This is a genomic window from Streptomyces sp. NPDC007346 (assembly GCF_040703535.1).
In the GTDB taxonomy this organism is placed as follows: domain Bacteria; phylum Actinomycetota; class Actinomycetes; order Streptomycetales; family Streptomycetaceae; genus Streptomyces.
Window position 1 is genome coordinate 13440 of the sequence record NZ_JBEYKR010000084.1, and the last position, 17459, is coordinate 30898.

Sequence of the window (17459 nt, forward strand, 5' to 3'; positions counted from 1 at the left end):
CTCCCGGCTGGCGATGCTGGTCGCCACGGCGGTCGCGGTGGCGGTCGCGGCGGTGGCCCTGGCGTGCTGGTTCGTGACCCGGGCCCAGCTGGAGGAGCAGCTCGACGACTCGCTGCGCGACGCCAAGATGGACAACGTGGCGATGCGCGACCTGCTGTCCGCGTGTCTGAGCGGCGGGCAGCTGCCGGCCGAGGAGTTCCCCGGCCAGTACACCGTGCAGGTCGTCGCGGCGGACGGCAGCTACTGCACGGCCCCGAACACCACGCCCGTCCCGGCCCGGCAGGCCGACGTCGCCGTGGCGGCGGGCCGGCAGCCCGACGCGCTGCACACCACGGAGAACGACAACGGCCGGGAGATGCGGGTCTACACCCGCAAACTGCCGCCGGTGGTCAGCGCCGGCTCGGCCAACACCCGGCTCGCGGTCTCGGTGGCGCGCCCGCTGAGCGAGATCGACGCGCCGCTCTCCACGCTGTCCTGGGTGCTGGCCCTCGTCGGCGGCATCGGGGTCGTCGGCGCCGGCGCGGCCGGGCTCTGGGTGGCCAGGGCGGGGCTGCGCCCGGTCGACGAACTGACCGAGGCCGTCGAGCACGTGGCCCGTACCGAGGACCTGACCGTACGCATCCCGGTCGACGGCGAGGACGAGATCGCCCGGCTGTCCCGCTCCTTCAACTCCATGGCGGCCCAGCTCGCCTCCTCCCGCGACCGCCAGGCCCAGCTGATCGCGGACGCGGGCCACGAGCTGCGCACCCCGCTCACCTCGCTGCGGACCAACGTGGAGCTGCTGGCCCGCAGCGACGAGACGGGCCGGGTGATCCCCCCGGACGACCGCAGGGCGCTGATGGCCTCGGTCAAGGCCCAGATGACGGAGCTGGCCGCCCTCATCGGCGACCTCCAGGAACTGGCCCGCCCGGACGCCGCCCAGCCCGGCCCGCTCCAGGTGGTGGCCCTGCACGACATCACCCGTACCGCCCTGCAACGCGCCCGCCTGCGCGGCCCCGAGCTGACGATCACGGCCGACCTGGCCCCCTGGTACGTACGGGCCGAACCGGCGGCCCTGGAGCGGGCGATCGTCAACGTCCTGGACAACGCGGTGAAGTTCAGCCCGCCCCGCGCCACGGTCGACGTGCACCTGCACCGGGGCGAGCTGACGGTACGGGACCGGGGCCCCGGCATCCCCGCCGAGGAACTCCCGCACGTCTTCGAACGCTTCTGGCGCTCCCCCTCCGCCCGCCAGCTCCCCGGCTCGGGCCTGGGCCTGTCCATCGTGGCCCGCACGGTCCAGCAGGCGGGCGGCGAGATCACCCTGCGCCGGGCCCCGGACGACGGCCCCGGCACGGTCGCGACGATCCGGCTGCCGGGGGCGCCCACGCCGCCGCCGGGGATGTGAGGGGGGCGGGTCATTCAGAGACGGCGCCGGAATTCGGCCGCGAACTGGGGCGCACCACCCGCGCCGAGCCTGTCGAGCAGACCGTGCAGGTCGCGGGGGTCACGCCGATAGCTCATCACCTGCGTACGGAGGACGGAATTCACCTCCACCGGAGCGAGGTCGAGCATGTCGAGCAGGAATTCGTCGGGGTGCAGCACTTCGATCCCGTACGGATCGGACGACGTCGCGGGAAAGTCCTTCAGGTTCAGTGTGACGACGGCGTGCGCGTGCCCCCCGATCGCCGCCGCCAGGACATGCCTGTCCTTGGACTCGTTCGTCATGGCGGAAACGAGTGCCGCGTACCCCGACACCAGACTTTCCGGGAACGCGGCCGCCAGGGTGTCGACGAGCCGCTTGGCCTTCAGGTCACCGATCCGCTCAGCGACATTCCTGGTCAGCTCGCCCAGGATGTCGGCCGACCAGAGCGGTTCGTAGAGCTCGGCCTCCGCGAGTCGCAGCAGGCTGTCCCTGAGGTAGTTCGGGAACAGGACACAGGTGTCCAGGACGACGCGCTGCACAGTGCTCCAGTCAGCTCGGCGAAGTCGGGTGGTCAGTCACCGTAAAGGCCGGAATCCTCGGTCAGCCTGGTCAGCTCGTCGAGCCCGCGGCGGCGCTGCGAACGCCGCCTCTCCTTGTAGTCGAGGACATCCGCCAGGAGCACCCTGCGGTGCCTTCCCGGCCGAGTGAACGGCAGGCCTCCGTCGTCCAGAATCTTGACGAAGGTCGGCCGGCTGACGCCGAGCAGGCCGGCGGCCTCTTGCGTGGTCAACGTGGTGTTCACCGGTGCGACGGTCACCGCCTTGCCCTCCGCCAGGGCCCGCACCACGACCAGGAGCGCCTCATAGACCTCCGAGGGCAGGCTGTGGGCAGCGCCGTCGGGGCCCCGGAGCAGAGCGGGCTCGACAGCCGTCGGCGTTCGGTCGAGGAATGCCTGAAGTCCGGCGATCTCTTCACGATGCTCAGGCAGAAGCGTGCGGTCTTCCGCGATGCTATGCATGGCTCTGTCTCCTTTGAGAGTGAACCAAGCATCGCACAATTCGAAAGAAACGCAAGCGAGCTTCCCGGGAGTGGCAGGCCGACGCCCCCACACTTCCCGGGTGTGGCAGGCCGCCGCCCCCACCCCTCACCCCACCGGGTTGTGCCGGATCAGCGACTCCACCAGGCCGGACCGGTTGTTCGGGTAGTCCAGCGGGACGATGCCGAGCCCGGTCCACCCGGCGGTCTCGGGGCGCTCCAGGAACGCGTGCACCTGCGGGTTGAGCCGGTCGGCGTTCCAGCGGGGCGGCATCAGGGCGGCGGTGGAGACGTAGTTGAGGTAGAACGGGCCCGGCTTTCGGGCGGCCTTGCGGAACTGGGCCTCGATCTTCGGGTACTTGGCGAACGGCTCCGCCATGTAGTCGTCCTGGATGTCGAAGACGGCCGGATCGCCGTAACGCACCCCGGGCAGACCGCCGTTGTCCCCGAGCAGCACCACCTTGCCCCGGGCCCCGCCGAGCGTGGGCAGGGTGGCGTCGAGCCGGAACAGCGACCGCCAGCCCCTCCCGTCCAGGTAGTCGTCGAAGACCGCCCGGAACGCGGCGTCGCTCTCGGCGGAATACTCCTGCTTCACCCGCATCAGCACGGTCTCGCCCGGCTGCGCGGCCAGGAAGTCCCGGCAGGCGACGAGGACATCGCCGAACATCATGTTCTGGAACGCGGCCCCGTGATGGATCGCGAACGACCCCCCGGTGATCCGGCACCGTACGTCGAGGAAGCGGATGCCGTCGGCCAACTGCTGGGCGATCGTGGTGTTCTGGCACTCCGACCACGGCCCGCCGAACCGCGCGCCCGAGTCGTGCGTACCGGGGATGGTGAGCCGCTGGAGCGCGGTGGCGTCGGGCAGGGCGCCCATCCAGTCCTGGGTACCGAGGACCGCCCGGCCGGCCCGCGCCCGCTCGTCCCGGGTGACGGCGACGGCGGGCGCGGCCCCGACGACGGCGGTGGCGGAGACGGCGAGGGCGCCGGCCAGGAACCCTCTGCGCGTACTCAAGAGGCCTGAGGACGCACGGGGGTTGGGGGTGCTGGACATGGGGCGCCTCCGAAGGCCGTGGGGGGGGCGGGCCCTTGGATTCTGACGCGAGCACGTCACGCCGGGAAGAGGGCCGGGATGGACTCCGGACTTCCCCCCGAGCCACTCCGGGCCCCTCCAGGCTCCCCGAACGAGCCACTCCGGACCTCCTCCGGACTTCCCCCCGCCACTCCGGGGTCCCGGCTCACCCCGCGTGCTGGTACGCCGGATACGTGACGTACCCCGCGTCGCCCCCCTGGTAGTACGTCGCCTCGTCGTCCGGCGCGATCGGCAGCCCGCCGCGCAACCGCTCGACCAGGTCGGGGTTGGCGATGAAGGCCCGCCCGAAGCTGACGAGGTCCGCGCCGAGCCCGAGCCAGCGGTCCGCATCCGGGCGACCGCCCCGCTTCGGCCCCATCGGCACCACCGGGTTCATGATCAGGGTGCCGGGCCACGCGCGGCGCAGGGCGACCAGGACGTCGTCGTCGGCGGTCGCCTCCAGGTGCACGTACGCCGGCTCCAGCCGCGCCAACTCCCCCAGCAGTACGGTGTAGAGCTCCAGGACGTCCTTCTCCTCGACGCCCCAGAACGTCCCGCCCGGCGAGAGCCGGATGCCGGTCCGCGCCGCACCCACGGCGTCGACGGTCGCCGCCACCGCCTCGACGGCGAACCGGACCCGGTTGGCGATGGTTCCGCCGTACCGGTCCGTGCGCAGGTTGGCGTTGGAGGAGAGGAACTGGGAGATCAAGTACCCGTTGGCCCCGTGGAGTTCGACCCCGTCGAACCCGGCGTCGACGGCCCGGCGGGCGGCCGCCGCGTACGACTGGGCGTGCTCGGGCACCTCGGCGGTGTCCAGGGCGCGCGGTGCCGGCGCGGCCTGCGGCCCGGCCGGGGTGAACACCTCACCGACCGCCGCGACGGCCGACGGCCCGACCGGCACCAGCCCGGTCGTGTCGGGGTGCGAGACCCGCCCGCCGTGCATGATCTGCGCGAAGATCCGGCCCCCGTTCGCGTGGACGGCGGCGGTGACCGGCCGCCACGAGGCGACCTGCTCATCGGTGTACAGCCCCGGCGTGCCCGGGTTCGACTGCCCGATCAGGCTCGGCTGCACCCCCTCGGACACGATGAGCCCGGCCGTCGCCCGCTGGGCGTAGTACGTCGCCATCGACGGGGTCGCGAGCCCCCCGGCGGCGGCCCGGACGCGGGTCATGGGGGCCATCACGACCCGGTTGGGCAGAGCGAGACCACCGAGCCGGTAGCTGCTGAAAAGGGTGCGGGAGTGGGTCTGGGAAGGGCCGTGGGGGTGGGCCTCGATCAGGGTCATGCCGTCCGTCCTCCTCGTTCCATGGCGCCCGCGAACCGGGCACTGCGGCTACGCTAAAACCTGACATCAATGTCAGGGGCAAGCCCCGCAGGCCACTGCGGCACAAGGAAGACGAAGAGGACGAACGCCATGCGCATCGGAGAGCTCGCCACGGCGACCGGCGTCAGCGCCCGGTCCCTGCGCTACTACGAGGAACAGGGGCTGCTCACCAGTACGCGCAGCCCCAGCGGGCAGCGGCACTACACGGACAAGCACATCGACCGGGTCACCTTCATCCAGCGGCTCTACACGGCCGGCCTGTCCAGCCGGACCATCATGGCTCTGCTGCCCTGCGTGGACGCCCCGAGCGAGGCGAACTCCGACGCCGCGCTGGCACGTATGGAGCAGGAACGCGAACGGCTCTCCGCCCACATCGACGACCTCGCCCGCACCCGGGACGCCCTGGACACCCTGATGGCCACGAACCGGGCCCACCGCAAGACCCTGCGGCCGGCCCCGGCGGCCTGACCGGCCTCGGAACTGGTAGGCCCACATGGTGAGGTATCGCGTATTCCTCGGTGAGGTCGGTCGGGGTGTCACCGTGAGTGCCCGTCAGGGGCGTATCGGCTCCAGGTTCCTCCGGCTTCGGTAAGCAGGCGGGTGGCTGTCCTGTCGTGGTAGCCGAATGCCTTCGCGATGACGGGAGCCGGGGCCTGGAGGACGAGTTGTCGGATCGCGGAGGTCCTGCCGCGCTGCGGCGGGACGCCGATCCCTCGCAGGTGGACTGGGAGGCTCACCGGGTTCATGGGCTGTCCGGGCCGGCGGCCGGGGAAGAGCCACTGGGAGCTTCCGCTGCTGGCGTAGGGGGGCGGTGGCGGGACAGCAGTGTGGGAGTCTTCCTCGGCATGGACGTCGGCAGGAGAGCCCGTCACGGCCACGGACCGACCCCGGTCGGCAAGAAGGTCTTCGACAAGGCCGTGCCCAACAGCGAGCCGAAACTGCGGGCGGTGTTCGACACACCCCGAAGCAGCCACCACATGACCCTCGGCATCACCTGTGGTCGCGGTGGGAAGCCCACTCCCCCGAAGGACAGCCCCCATGATTTCGCCGCGGAGTATCGAAGTCCCTGACGCCCTGGTCGCGTCGTACACGAGGAACGGTGGCGACAAGGAACGGACCTGGATCGCCCGGCTGCCCGAGCTGGCGGCGGAGCTGCTCGACCGATGGGAACTGGAGCGCGACGGCGGCATCGGGTCCGGCGAGGCCTCACTGGTGGTGCCGGTGCGCCGCCCGGACGGCACCCGCGCCGCGCTCAAACTCCAGATGCCCCGCGAGGAGACGACCGCCGCGCTGATCGGGCTGCGGGCGTGGAACGGCGACGGCATCGTGCGGCTGCTCGACCACGACCCGGACAGCGGCGCCGTGCTGCTGGAACGCCTGGACGGCTCACGCACCCTGGCTTCCGTCGAGGACGACGACGTGGCCATGAACGCCCTGGCCGGACTTATGGCCCGGCTGCACTCCGTCCCGGCACCCGAGGGCCTGCGCGGTCTCGGTGACATCGCGCGCGACATGCTGGCGTCCGTGCCCGCGGCCGTCGCAGCCCTGCCGGACCCCGAGGACCGGCGGCGGCTGCACGACTGGGCGTCGGCAGTCACCGAGCTGGCCGACGAGCCCGGCGACCGGATGCTGCACTGGGACCTGCACTACGACAATGTGCTCGCCGCCGAGCGCGAGCCGTGGCTGGCCATCGACCCCGAACCCCTCGTCGGCGACCCGGGCTTCGACCTGTGGCCGGCGCTGGACACCGGCTGGGAGAAACTCCACACCACCAGGGACGCTCCCCGGGCGGTGCGACGCCGCTTCGACCTGCTGACCCAGGCCCTCGGGCTGGACCGCCGGCGCGCGGCCGGCTGGACCCTGGCCCGGCTGCTGCAGAACACGCTGTGGGACATCGAGGACGGGCGGACCACCATCGACCCCTCCCAGACCACCGTGGCCCAGGCGCTGCCCCACCACTGAACACTTCACCACCGAACGCGTCACACCCCCAAACCACCCCACACCCAACATGGGCGCCTTGACGAAAGACATAGAGGCCCCCCACACAGCACGGCAGGACCTCCGCGATCCACCGACTCGTCCGCCATCAAGTCCCATGCCCCGTCATCGGGAAGGCGCCCGGCTGCCACGACAAGGCTGCCACCCGCCTGGTCAACGAGGCCGGCGGAACCTGGAGCCGGCATGCCCTGGGTGACCACAGGCTCTGATCCGGCCGGGGCTTGATCCTCTGAGCAGAAGGGAGGTTCAATCACCTCGCGCCGCCGGTGACAGGCCGTTGACGGTGGGGGGCCGGCACGCCTACGGCCGGCCCCGGCGGCCTGACCGACCCGCCGCTCACCTTGCTCCCCTTGCCCTCCCTTCCTCCCCTGGCCCCATTGCCCCCTCGCTCCCTCGCTCCCCCTGAGGCTCAGCCCAGCCTGGCGGTGGCGTAGGCCTCGATGGCGTCACGCTGGTACGCGGCCAGGCCCGGCGCGATGGTCTCGTACGCACCGCGCCACCGCTCGTCGTCCACGCAGGAGCGCCCGATCGCGCGGAACTCCTCGGCGGACACGGGGCTCAGTTCCGTGAGCGCCCGGTACTGGCCGTCGACCTCGGCGAGTACGGCATCGGCGCCCGCGTCCGCCCCGGCGGCCATCAGCTCGGCCAGCCGGATCATCTGCGCCGTACGCTCGCGCTGCCCGGCCTCCGCCTCGGCGGGACTCGTCTCGGCGGCCCTTCGGCCTCCCGCCTCGGCGAGAGCGGGGAAGTCCCGCAGGTTCTCCTCGTACTGGGAGGGCTGAACGCCCTCGAACAGGTTCTCCGGTCGGTTGATGGCGGTCATCTCTCTGCCGTCCTTTCTGGATTGCTCCAGTTCGGCGATCGTGCGGAAGACGGTTCCGGCCAGGGCATCGAGCCGGTCCCGCTCGGCGACCAGTCGCCGGTGGTGCCCGCGCAGGGCCTCCACCTCGTCGACCTGTTCGGCCAGGATGCGGCTGATCTCGGGCAGCCCGACGCCCAACTCCCTCAGTACGAGGATCTGTTGCAGCACCAGTAGCTGGCGCTCCCCGTAGCGGCGGTGGCCGTTGGCCCCGATCCGGGCGGGCGGCAGCAGGCCGATCTCGTCATAGTGCCTCAGGGTCCGGGCGGTCACGCCCGACATCCGGGCGACTTCCGCGATCGGCCAGTCCATGACCGCTCCCCATTCCTCACGAACGCTTACCCAGGACCGGCCTCTCCGGCCCTGGTCACGACGGTAGAAGCTGCCGCAGCGGCAACCGCAAGCCCGGCGGGCGGCTCGTCGCCCGACCGGCCGCGCGGGCCCTCAGGCGGTTCAGGCCCGTCTCCGTCTCCGTATCCGTATCCCACGCGGCATCCACGGACACTTTCCGGCCATGCCGAAAATCATCGTCAAGATTAACGGACAACTACGGAATGAATAATGCACCACGACTCCCGCACAAACTCTCCTGAGCGCCACAAAACAGTTTGCCGCAAAATGCAAACCGCCCTTACGCTGAACCTGCTTCGCCCCATGGCGCAGCAGCTGCCGAAGTGTCCGGGGAGGGCGCCGACCGCAGTTTTCCCGGGGGGATGAGACAGGCAAGCGCGTAGCCATGCGCAGGAAATACTCAACACGCAGGGACCGGTCGAAGCTTCTCGTGGAGCTAACCCCTGACGGGGCAATCTCCTGACGAGGCAAAAACCTGGAAAGGCGGTCTCCAGACAAGGCGATCTCCAGGCAGGGCCACCGTGAATATCCTGCCCGCCTATTGCCTCGCTCCCGCCGGTACCGGAATCCGTGAGACGAACAGCGAGGAATATCTGTGCGACGCATGACCACCGCCCTGCTGTCCCTGAGCGCCGTGCTGGCGACGTCCGTGCTGGTCGCGCCCGTGTCTTCGGCCGACGCGCCGCAGAACGACCGGCCCGCCGCCGTTCCCAGCGGCTGGAAGGCCGTGAACGGTGCCGAACTGGCCCAGCTCACCGACGGCACCGACAGACCGGCGGCCGACCGGCGCGCCCCGTCCGCCGCCGCCGACGGCAGCGCTTCCGCCAAGGCCCACGAGCCCGAGCTCATCGGCCTCCAGTCGGCCCGCAACGGAAAGTTCGTCGCCGCCGAGCTGAACTACGCCGCTCCGAACACCGGTGCACTGCGGGCCCGGTCCTCCTTTATCACCGGCGGCTGGGAGGGCTTCGCCTTCGAGTGGGACGAGAATTCCGACACGTACGCGTTGAGGAATCTGGCCAACAACCGCTATGTGGCGGTCGAGAAGAACTTCACCGGCACCTCGCAGAATGTGCTGCGCACCCGTTCCACGGCGGTGGGCGGCTGGGAGAAATTCGTCCTGTACTACAACGAGGGGCTGGACCGCTGGGCCCTTCAGTCCACGCTGAACGGGCTCTTCGTCACCATGGAGAACAGCTACACCGGATCTCTCCAGTACGCCCTCCGGGCCCGCTCGGCCGCGATCGGCGGCTCCTGGGAGCAGTTCACCCTCTTCGACCTGAACGGCTGACGGCCTCCCGTCCCGCTACGCCTCGGTGCCCGTTCGGGGGGATGGGCACCGAGGTACGCGGCTCCCCCGGGCAGCGGTTCTGCTCCTGCCGCCCGGCCGTACCCCGAGCCCGGAAGGGCACGACCGCCGTTCGTCCACCGGGCTGCCGCCCAGGCCGGGCGCCCCGGCCGATGGCGTGGTTCAGCCCCGGAGCGGCAGCAGTCGGGGGACGGCCCGGACGTAGACCACCATGCCGATCACCTCGACCAGGGTCTGGGTGACCACGACCACCGCGGCGACGGCCAGCGCGTCCGGCAGCGCCAGGGCGAGGGGCAGGACGACCAGGGAGTTGCGGGTCGCGCCGGTGAACACGATCGCCCGCCCGGCGGGAGCGTCCAGGCGGAACAGGCGGGCGACGCCGAGCCCGGCGAACGCCATCACGACGAGGAAGAGCACGTAGAACGGCACCACGCGGCCGACGTCCCCCAGGCTGCCCGAGTCACCGAGCTTCGGCACCTGGGAGGCGACCACGGTGAGCAGGACGGCTGCCATCAGCGGCACCATCGTCGTGCCCATCGCGTCGGCGACCTTCTGTCCGGCCGGACGGCGTGCGGCCCACGCCTGGGTGAGCCAGGCCAGCGTGAGCGGGATGACGATCAGCCCGACGAACGCCTCGACGAACGGCCCGGCCTCCACCACGTCCGCCAGGTCCGGGCCCATGAACAGGAACAGGTAGACCGGCAGCAGCACCATCTGGGCGAGGAGCAGCAACGGCGTTGCGGCGAGCAGGCGTTGGCTGCTTCCTCCGGCGAGCCCGCTGAAGACGATCACGTAGTCGATGCACGGGGCCAGCAGGACCAGCAGCACGCCGAGGCGGACCGCCCGGTCGTCCGGGAGGAAGGTGAACATCGCGGCGACCACCAACGGCACCACGACGAAGTTCACCACCAGCGTCGCCGCCAGGAACCGGCCCGCCCGCACCGACCGGACCAGTTCGCCCGCCGGCACCTGGAGGAACGTCACGTACAGCAGGGCGGCCAGCACCGGGCTGATCGCGTGCTCCAGGCCCGGCCCCGCACCGGGCACAGCCCAGCCCACGAGGCCCCCGGCGGCCAAGGCCCCCACATAGACGGCGACCTGATGGCGCTCCATGGCTGCGACCAGGCCGGGTGACGACGACAACGTACGTACTCCTTGCACGGAGGTGGCGGAACAGGCGGCGGCCCGAGCGCGTCACACCGTACTGGTGAACAGCTCCGCAGGCAGCACGGCCCCCTCGGCAGGGGCACGGACTTCCCGAGGCTGGACCGCCGAGGGATCCTCATCGTGCTCACCGGCCGAACGTGCGCCTTCCCCCCGGCTCGAAGGTCCGGCCAGGAGCGTTGAGGGCCCCTGGCTCGCGGCGGTCAGCTCTCCTGTGTGCAGAACAGGCACACACCGCACGGTGCGTCCTCCGCAGACAACACGCTCGACGAGACCGCCGGGTCGGCGGGGACCGCGAGGTACGGGCGCACGATCCCACTCGCTCCGCCCGTCCCCGTGCCGCAACGAGAACCCGCAGGTACGCCCCCCGTACAGAGCACCGAGGGCCCGGACCCGCCCCGGCCCATCGGCCCACCCCAGAATCGGGCGCCGCCCCTCCGGTAACCCGCCGAGCAGGGCCCGCGCCTCGTCCCGGATCCGCTGGATCGCCAGCTCGGGTGTGGCAGCGGAGTACCGCACGAAGCAGTCGGGCTCGTCCAGGTCCTCCGAGGCGTAGGTGGACCGCTCGCACCAGTACGCGTACGGAGCGGAGTCGGCGGGGCCGGGGACGTGTTCGAGCATGGCGCGACCTCCTGGCAGGACACCAGGAACGCCCCCTGACCACGGCCGGCGTGACGAGCTACGGAGAGGGGGCGCCCTGGATCACGGCTCCCCCAACGGGCGCAGACGGCAGGGGAGTTCGCCACCACATGACGGGGTGGCACGTCAGGAAGCTAGCGTGTCGTGCGCTCCCGTATCAAGTGTTTGACGTCTAACGAGTGATTCTTGGTCGATTAACAAGTGATACAAACGCCGAGCGGTCCCCACCTGCGCCGATGGGGACCGCTCGTTGCCAGGCCGCGAAGACTCAGGCGAAGTCGTCGAACTCGCCTTCCTTCGCACCACCCAGGAACGCCCGGAGCTTGGCCCGCGTCGTGCGGACGATCACGTCGGGGTTGTCGCTCTCTCGCAGCAGGATCTCGCCGCCATGCTCGGCCAGCTCCAGGCAGGCATTGCCATCGGCACCCGATGACTTCGAGGACTTGCGCCACTGGATATCCACGTACTTCACGCCTCACACTTGTTGTACGACCTCACGGATGAAGTCTCTTGACTTTCGCGGGTCAAGAGACAGTTCCTCGACCCGGTCCATCGTCGCCCGATAGTTCACCAGACGCGTCTCGGCGTCCAGGAACGCGGGCCCGGTTGCCGTGTCCGTCAGCAGAGTATCCAGCTGCGGAACAGGCCCGTAGACATACTGCGTCGAGCTTCCCGTCTCCGGGAACCCGCCGGCCGCGAAGGGGACCACCCGAACGATGACGTTGTCGCGCTCCGACTCACGCAGCAAGTGCTCCAGCTGCCCGCGCGCGACTTTGGAGTCACCGTAGACCATCCGCAGCGCCGCCTCATGAACGAGGAACGTGCACTTCGGCGGCTTCTCCCGGTCGAGGACATCCCGACGCTTGAGCCGATGGGACAGCTGGCGTCTCTGCCGGGCCTCGGGTAGACGTGGCACGGCTTCCGCGAACACCGCACGCGCATAGTCCTCGGTCTGGAGCAGACCCGGCATGTACATAATCAGCACCGCCCTGATACCCACCGCATGATGCTCCAGCTCGGCCAGATCCATCGCGCCGCCGGTGAGGTCGTTGCGGTAGTCCTCCCACCAGCCCCGGCCCCGCTCCTCGGCCATCGCGGCGAGCGCTTCCACGTACGCCTCATCGGGGCACGCATAGCCGCCCGCCCAGTTGCGGACCCGTTCACCGCTCACACCGAAGCGCCCCGACTCCGTGTTGCTGATGGTGGTGCGCTCCGTACTGAGCAGAGCAGCGGCCTCGGCAAGTGCCAGTCCCGCGCTCTGCCGCATCTTGCGTAGCTCAGCACCTACGCGACGCTGCCGCGCAGTGGGCGCCTTCCTTGGTGGCATGGACCCCTCCTCTTGTCGCCTCACAGTGTGAACGGCGTCCACAAGGTAATCCATTCGGTCACTTAATTCTCCGCCTAGGTACGACAAGTGCGACCCACGGCTATGGTCTTGCCCAGCACCGCGCCTCACCTCGGGAAATCGAAGTGGGGCTGCACAGGAGCGCGTTGAAGCGTGCGCCCGTACAGCCACCACCACGGGCGAGGGATCGCGCACCAGTTCGCAGAACCGGACCGCATGGGGAGACCGACATGTCCGCTGCAACCCCAACTCCCGTACAGCCGAACCCCCTCGGCGGCGAGAGCTACCGCCTCACTCTGCCCAACACCGCCGCCGCACCCAGAATCGCGCGGGACTTCCTCGCCTCGCTGCTGGGCGTCAGCCGGCACACCGGGCTGGTCGACGACGCCCGCATCTGCGTCACCGAGCTGGTCACCAACGCCCACTGCCACACACGTACGCCACTGATCGGGGTCCACGTGGCCGTCAACCGGAAGCGGGGCACCGTCGCCGTTTCGGATGACGGCGGACCGTTGGGCGCGGCCTTCGGTGTGCTCGGCGCCCCCACGGCGGAGCCCGAGCAGGAGCACGGGCGCGGACTCCTCCTCGTGGAGAGCCTGGCGCTCGCGTGGGGGACGGGCAGCGGTGGCGACCGAGACCCCGGGCGTACGGTCGTGTGGTTCACCCTCGGGCGGCCGGAGTTGACGACGTGAGCCTCACGGGGTGGGGCTTCCCGGTGGTCGGCCTGGTCGTGGGGGCGCTCGCGGCCGGGATCACGCTCGGGCCCGGACCTGGCCGCGCGACGCGCCCACGACGCGTACGACCACCCCGTACGGGAGGGCAAGAGCGCGCCGCGTGCGCGGAGTTGAACCGGCGCCGATAGTCGCCAAGGGCCGTGTTCAGTCGCCGAGGAAGCCTCGGGCCGGGCGCGGCAACACCCGACCGTGGTCACCGCCACATCGCCGCCCGGCCACTCCCGCTGTAGGGAACCCGAAGGCCATCCCGGCCCAGCAGCTCCACGAGTCATCGCCCACGACGGTCCAGGACCTCTACGGGGTCCTGCCCCTCACCCAGAAGCCGCTGAAGTGATGTCTTCCCCCTCTTCGGAGGAGCGTCATTCCTTCGGAGAGGGCATCCGGAAAGACTCTGCACTGGAGATCCGTCACACCGCACAACCGATGATCTTCTTCGCGCCTGCCGTGTACTCCTCGGCGAACTTCCGGAACTCCGCGCGCTTCGGAGCGGCATCAGCCTCGATCCCCTTGCGGACCAGCACATCAATGATGAGATACGCCGGCCCTCCACCCCCGCACTTCGCCGTGATCATGATGGTGTCATCACCGATCGCCCCCCTGCCGGGGAAGGGCAGCTCCGTGACTCGCTGCCGGTTTCGGAACTTGTAGCTCTGGCTCTCGTCCATGGGGTCGTAGTCGCGGTCGACCCGGCTGAAGGTCACGGATATGACCCCGTCGTGATTCACGGTGATCGAGCAGTGTCCCCGCTCCTTCGAGAGCGAATCCTTGTGCTCGATCAGGTCAGGACCGGGAGGCAACAACGGAGAGACCGCACTCTCCTCGACCGGCACGCCGCACACAGTCTTGGGGACGGCGTACTCTCGCTCGGCTCCACCGGCGCAGCCGGCAAGCAGCACCACAAGCCCCGCCATAAGGCTGAGCCCGCGGCGTCCACGCACGTTCATTACTGGTCTCCCGAGACGCCCTCGGCGCGTTTGTTGCCATCATTGGCCGAGCCATCCGGTCACGCAGTCCGCGCCGGATGGTCGCCTTCTGGCTCGCCGCGTCTGTCGCGATCAGCACTGGCCGGCCGACTGAGCCGGGTCAGCCGACCGACTCGCACGCCGGACAACTTCCTGAGCCTAGACCGTTTCGTTCGGAGCACGCCGTGCCGCATGCCGGATACATAGTGCTGCAGAGACCCCCGGTCCCGAGCCGACTGCCGGGCTAGCTGAAGTGGCCGCCATGAGCGATCACCCTGGTCCCCGACATATCGCCGTTGCTCCTCGGTGTTTGGGGCGACTGGTTGCCCGTCACCGCTGGCGAGTCGGGAGCAGCTGTCTTTCGCAGCGCGGACGCCACCCGGTATGCGCGGATGCAGCCGAACTGAAAGCCGAGCGCGCTGCTGCCCACATCCGCTGCCAGTTGTAGCCACCCCGCCTGATGCCGCATGTCTCCGGCATGTGCACCCAATGCGTGCCGGTCTGGAATCTGAAGACGATCGCGTCGATCACCTCGCGATGGACCTCCACCGTCCACCCCGCTTCGGCGTCCGCCCCCATCGCCTGATCAGCCAGGACCGGAACGGGGAGTCCCCAAAGCCTCGCCCGAACTCAAACCCGAACCTGATCCGGGGCCGCTACGGCGCGGCGGGCCCAGGCCCCCGGTCGGAAGCCGGAGCCCCGGCCGCGGCTGCTCCGCCGGAGTCACCGTCAGTCCCCGTGACGCCCGGTGCCTCGGCCCCGCCCGCCGCCGCCCGGCCGCTCGCCACCCTCAGCGCCACGGCGGCCGCCGCCCCCGCCACCAGGCCGAACGTCAGCGCGGCCGGGACGCCGCCGCCGAACCCGGCGAACAGTTGCACCAGCCCCCACCGCATGCCGGAGTCGTTCAGGGCCATCTGCGCCAACTGGCTGACCAGCAACCCGATCACGGTCGCGCAGACCGCACCGGCCGCCATCGCCGGGACCGTGGCCCGGGTGAGCAGTACGGGCAGCCACCGCAGCGACCACCACACCACGGCGAGCACCAGCGCGTCGGCCACGCGGTACAGGAACCAGTCGCCGACCGGCGTACCCGCCGGGCCCGCCCACGAGCCCAGCAGCAGCCACTGGCGCAGGAGGTCGCCCGGCTCGGCGAACAGGCCGCTGCCCACGAAGGACGTCTGGATGGCGGCGGCCACCGGCTGGTACGAGAGGACGACCAGGGACACGGCGACCACGGCGGTCCCGACGGTGGCGGCCAGTCGGGCGGCCACCACCGGAACGGCCACCCGCGGCAGCGGGCCCGCGCCCTTGGCGGTCACCCGGGCCGCGAGCACGACGGCCACGGCCGCGACCAGGGCGATCGGGACGAGGATCTGCCGGCCGCCGGAGGCCATGCCCGCGAGCTGCGGCAGGAAGCGGTAGCTGCCGCGCCCCTGTGCGGCGACCAGCCAGGGCGCGGAGACGGTCACGGCCAGGGTTCCGGCCACCAGGCCCCAGGCCCACACCGCGAGCAGCGTGGCGGGCACCCGGCCGTTCACCGGGGGCAGCCTGCGGACCAGGAGCAGCGCGCCGGGCACGAAGAAGAGGAAGACCGCCACGAACCGGATCTGCATCGCCGTCGTGTACAGCGACAGATAGCGGGAGTTGTCGATGGTCGCCCGGTCCTCGCCCACGCCGAACGTCTCGGCGCCGATACGGACGGAGGCCGGAGGGTCGTACGACCACGGGAGGAGCCAGTGGTCCAGCTCGGCGGCGGCCCGCCCGCCCAGCACATCGACGGCGCCCGGCAGGCGCAACGCCTGCGTACTCGCCCCCGCCCACCACAGAAGCGCCGTGATCAGCAGCCCGCCGACCAGTGCCGGTATCGCCGCGCGCCGGTATTCCATGTGTGTCCCCGCCTGCTCGCACGTGCTCTCGCCTGCCGTGCATCCCCTGTCGGGGGGAGAGTACGGGGTCCCGCGCCTCACCGCCGTACCGGATCTCACCGCCGTGCCGCGCCTCGCCTCCGTACTGCTGCGGAACGCCGTGCCGCGCCTCACCGCCGTTCCGCTGAGGAACGCCGTACCGCAGCGGAACGTCGGAACGCCCACGTGCAGAGGGACCCGGCAGGACCGCTCTCCGGAACCCCGACGGAACCCCAACGGAGCCCCAAGCGAGCCGCAAGGGAGCCGCATCGGAATCCCTCCGGAGGGCTGGTCAGGTGTTGCCGCCCGCCCGCCCCACGTGCTCGGTGGGCCCCCCGAAGGCCAGGAACAGGGCCCGCCTGCTGAGCAGCCACCGGCCGTCGACCTGGCGGAAGGTGTCCTCGTAGTGCCCCACCTGCGTAGGGGGCCTCGAAGCCAGCATCCCGCCCTCATGGCCGTCGACGCGGTACGTCGTGAAGTACGTGGTCGCCGTCGCCGTCGCCCCGGAGGTGAGGGTGACCAGGATGTTCGTGCAGATGCGGCGCGAGAGCCGGTCGGCGGGCCGGGCCCCGAAGTAGTCGCGCAGCGCGTCCCGGCCCTCGATCCTGCGGTCCCCCTCGGCCCACTCCCAGACCCCGTCGACCGTGAACAGCTCGGCCACCCGGCCGGGTTCGCCGAGGTCCAGCTCATGCACGAACTTAACGATCAGGCGCTCACAGGCGCGTTCGGCGGTCAGGCGGTCCAGAGGATCGAGCGATTCATCGGCCATCGCCCCTTCCTATCGGCTCGACTCCCCCGCAGCTACCGGTTTTTGTCTGCGGCCGGCCCGCAAGCAGCTTCCGGGTGGGCAGAGGCGCCGTCAGTCTCGGGCCCATGCCTCGGCCTGAGCCCGAGGCTCGTGTCCCGAAGCCCGAGACCCGGGACCCGAGCTTCGGGGGCAGCCGGTTCACTCTTCCGGGGGTACGTGAAGGGGGCCCCGGCCCGAAGCTCGGGTCTCGGGACCCGGGCGTCGGGATGCGAGCCCCGGGATTCGAGCGCCTTCTTTAACCGGTAGGTAAGTGAAGGGGGTTAGGGAAAACCATCCCACCTCCCCAACCCGTCACGGCCAGCAAGTATGACTAATCGTGACAGCTTGCGGCGCAGCGTCACCACTGCTTACGGTTCGAGAACGAAGCGACCCCGACACGGTGTAGGAAGCACCAGCGCCGGGGTCTGACCGCAAGATCGAAACCCTAGAAAGCCGATCCCGTGGCTATCCAGCACCCTAGCCCTGCCCCGCCCGCCCCCGCACACTCCACCGCGTACCCGATGGCCAAACCCGGCTACGGCAAACGCTCCGCCCCCGACCAACGCCCCCG

At 70.6% G+C, this 17459-nt stretch carries 17 protein-coding genes and 2 pseudogenes; 8 read left to right on the top strand and 11 right to left on the bottom strand.

Annotation, left to right across the window (positions count from 1 at the left end; all coding sequences use genetic code 11):
• Positions 1 to 13: 13 nt before the first annotated feature.
• The gene (locus tag AB0917_RS21525; RefSeq protein ID WP_366821239.1) at positions 14 to 1387 is read left to right on the top strand and encodes a HAMP domain-containing sensor histidine kinase; all 1374 of its coding nucleotides are present in this window, start codon (positions 14 to 16) and stop codon (positions 1385 to 1387) included.
• A 14-nt stretch (positions 1388 to 1401) separates the two neighbouring features.
• On the opposite strand, the gene AB0917_RS21530 is transcribed toward AB0917_RS21525, so the two are convergent.
• The 4 genes from AB0917_RS21530 to AB0917_RS21545 all read right to left on the bottom strand — a co-directional run bounded on the left by AB0917_RS21530 (position 1402) and on the right by AB0917_RS21545 (position 4797).
• Positions 1402 to 1944 carry a PIN domain-containing protein gene (locus AB0917_RS21530; protein WP_366821225.1) on the bottom strand — a complete coding sequence of 181 codons (543 nt, stop codon included), beginning with the start codon at positions 1942 to 1944 and terminating at the stop codon, positions 1402 to 1404.
• A 32-nt stretch (positions 1945 to 1976) separates the two neighbouring features.
• The gene (locus AB0917_RS21535) at positions 1977 to 2423 is read right to left on the bottom strand and encodes a helix-turn-helix domain-containing protein (protein WP_366821226.1); all 447 of its coding nucleotides are present in this window, start codon (positions 2421 to 2423) and stop codon (positions 1977 to 1979) included.
• A 126-nt stretch (positions 2424 to 2549) separates the two neighbouring features.
• A complete protein-coding gene (locus AB0917_RS21540) occupies positions 2550 to 3494 on the bottom strand; it encodes a phosphatidylinositol-specific phospholipase C (protein ID WP_366821227.1) in 945 nt (314 codons plus the stop codon).
• 184 nt (positions 3495 to 3678) lie between these two features.
• Complete coding sequence (locus tag AB0917_RS21545) at positions 3679 to 4797, bottom strand: alkene reductase (RefSeq protein ID WP_366821228.1); 1119 nt, start codon at positions 4795 to 4797, stop codon at positions 3679 to 3681.
• A 129-nt stretch (positions 4798 to 4926) separates the two neighbouring features.
• On the opposite strand from AB0917_RS21545, the gene AB0917_RS21550 reads away from it, so the two are divergent.
• The 3 genes from AB0917_RS21550 (at position 4927) to AB0917_RS21560 (ending at position 6798) form a co-directional block, all read left to right on the top strand.
• Entirely contained in the window at positions 4927 to 5304 is a 378-nt protein-coding gene (locus AB0917_RS21550) for a MerR family transcriptional regulator (RefSeq protein ID WP_366821229.1), read from the top strand.
• A gap of 359 nt (positions 5305 to 5663) precedes the next feature.
• A complete protein-coding gene (locus tag AB0917_RS21555) occupies positions 5664 to 5906 on the top strand; it encodes a hypothetical protein (RefSeq protein WP_366821242.1) in 243 nt (80 codons plus the stop codon).
• Positions 5875 to 6798, top strand: coding sequence for an aminoglycoside phosphotransferase family protein (locus tag AB0917_RS21560; RefSeq protein WP_366821230.1), 924 nt, complete (start codon positions 5875 to 5877; stop codon positions 6796 to 6798). Before AB0917_RS21555 ends, AB0917_RS21560 begins: the two co-directional genes overlap by 32 nt.
• A 448-nt stretch (positions 6799 to 7246) precedes the next feature.
• Here the strand turns inward: AB0917_RS21560 and AB0917_RS21565 are convergent, their stop codons facing one another.
• Positions 7247 to 8008, bottom strand: coding sequence for a MerR family transcriptional regulator (locus AB0917_RS21565; RefSeq protein ID WP_366821231.1), 762 nt, complete (start codon positions 8006 to 8008; stop codon positions 7247 to 7249).
• A 643-nt stretch (positions 8009 to 8651) separates the two neighbouring features.
• On the opposite strand from AB0917_RS21565, the gene AB0917_RS21570 reads away from it, so the two are divergent.
• Complete coding sequence (locus AB0917_RS21570) at positions 8652 to 9335, top strand: hypothetical protein (RefSeq protein ID WP_366821240.1); 684 nt, start codon at positions 8652 to 8654, stop codon at positions 9333 to 9335.
• Positions 9336 to 9515: 180 nt separating this feature from the next.
• Here the strand turns inward: AB0917_RS21570 and AB0917_RS21575 are convergent, their stop codons facing one another.
• The 3 genes from AB0917_RS21575 to AB0917_RS21585 form a co-directional block, all read right to left on the bottom strand.
• Positions 9516 to 10466, bottom strand: coding sequence for a bile acid:sodium symporter (locus AB0917_RS21575; RefSeq protein ID WP_366821241.1), 951 nt, complete (start codon positions 10464 to 10466; stop codon positions 9516 to 9518).
• Between the two features lie 958 nt (positions 10467 to 11424).
• Positions 11425 to 11619: a DUF397 domain-containing protein gene (locus AB0917_RS21580; protein ID WP_364779468.1), complete on the bottom strand. Its 195-nt coding sequence runs from the start codon at positions 11617 to 11619 to the stop codon at positions 11425 to 11427.
• A gap of 12 nt (positions 11620 to 11631) precedes the next feature.
• Positions 11632 to 12483: a DUF5753 domain-containing protein gene (locus AB0917_RS21585; protein WP_366821232.1), complete on the bottom strand. Its 852-nt coding sequence runs from the start codon at positions 12481 to 12483 to the stop codon at positions 11632 to 11634.
• A 248-nt stretch (positions 12484 to 12731) separates the two neighbouring features.
• On the opposite strand from AB0917_RS21585, the gene AB0917_RS21590 reads away from it, so the two are divergent.
• Positions 12732 to 13193: an ATP-binding protein gene (locus AB0917_RS21590; protein WP_366821233.1), complete on the top strand. Its 462-nt coding sequence runs from the start codon at positions 12732 to 12734 to the stop codon at positions 13191 to 13193.
• Between the two features lie 449 nt (positions 13194 to 13642).
• Here AB0917_RS21590 and AB0917_RS21595 read toward each other — a convergent pair whose 3' ends face one another.
• Positions 13643 to 14179 carry a hypothetical protein gene (locus tag AB0917_RS21595; protein ID WP_366821234.1) on the bottom strand — a complete coding sequence of 179 codons (537 nt, stop codon included), beginning with the start codon at positions 14177 to 14179 and terminating at the stop codon, positions 13643 to 13645.
• 280 nt (positions 14180 to 14459) lie between these two features.
• Here AB0917_RS21595 and AB0917_RS21600 point away from each other — a divergent pair.
• A pseudogene (locus tag AB0917_RS21600) lies at positions 14460 to 14615 on the top strand (APH(3'') family aminoglycoside O-phosphotransferase); the annotation flags it as partial.
• 238 nt (positions 14616 to 14853) lie between these two features.
• On the opposite strand, the gene AB0917_RS21605 reads toward AB0917_RS21600, so the two are convergent.
• Both AB0917_RS21605 and AB0917_RS21610 read right to left on the bottom strand, forming a co-directional pair.
• Entirely contained in the window at positions 14854 to 16083 is a 1230-nt protein-coding gene (locus AB0917_RS21605; RefSeq protein ID WP_366821235.1) for a hypothetical protein, read from the bottom strand.
• A 310-nt stretch (positions 16084 to 16393) separates the two neighbouring features.
• Entirely contained in the window at positions 16394 to 16870 is a 477-nt protein-coding gene (locus AB0917_RS21610; RefSeq protein WP_366821236.1) for a nuclear transport factor 2 family protein, read from the bottom strand.
• A gap of 479 nt (positions 16871 to 17349) precedes the next feature.
• Here AB0917_RS21610 and AB0917_RS21615 point away from each other — a divergent pair.
• Positions 17350 to 17459, top strand: a pseudogene (locus tag AB0917_RS21615) (MarR family transcriptional regulator); the annotation flags it as partial.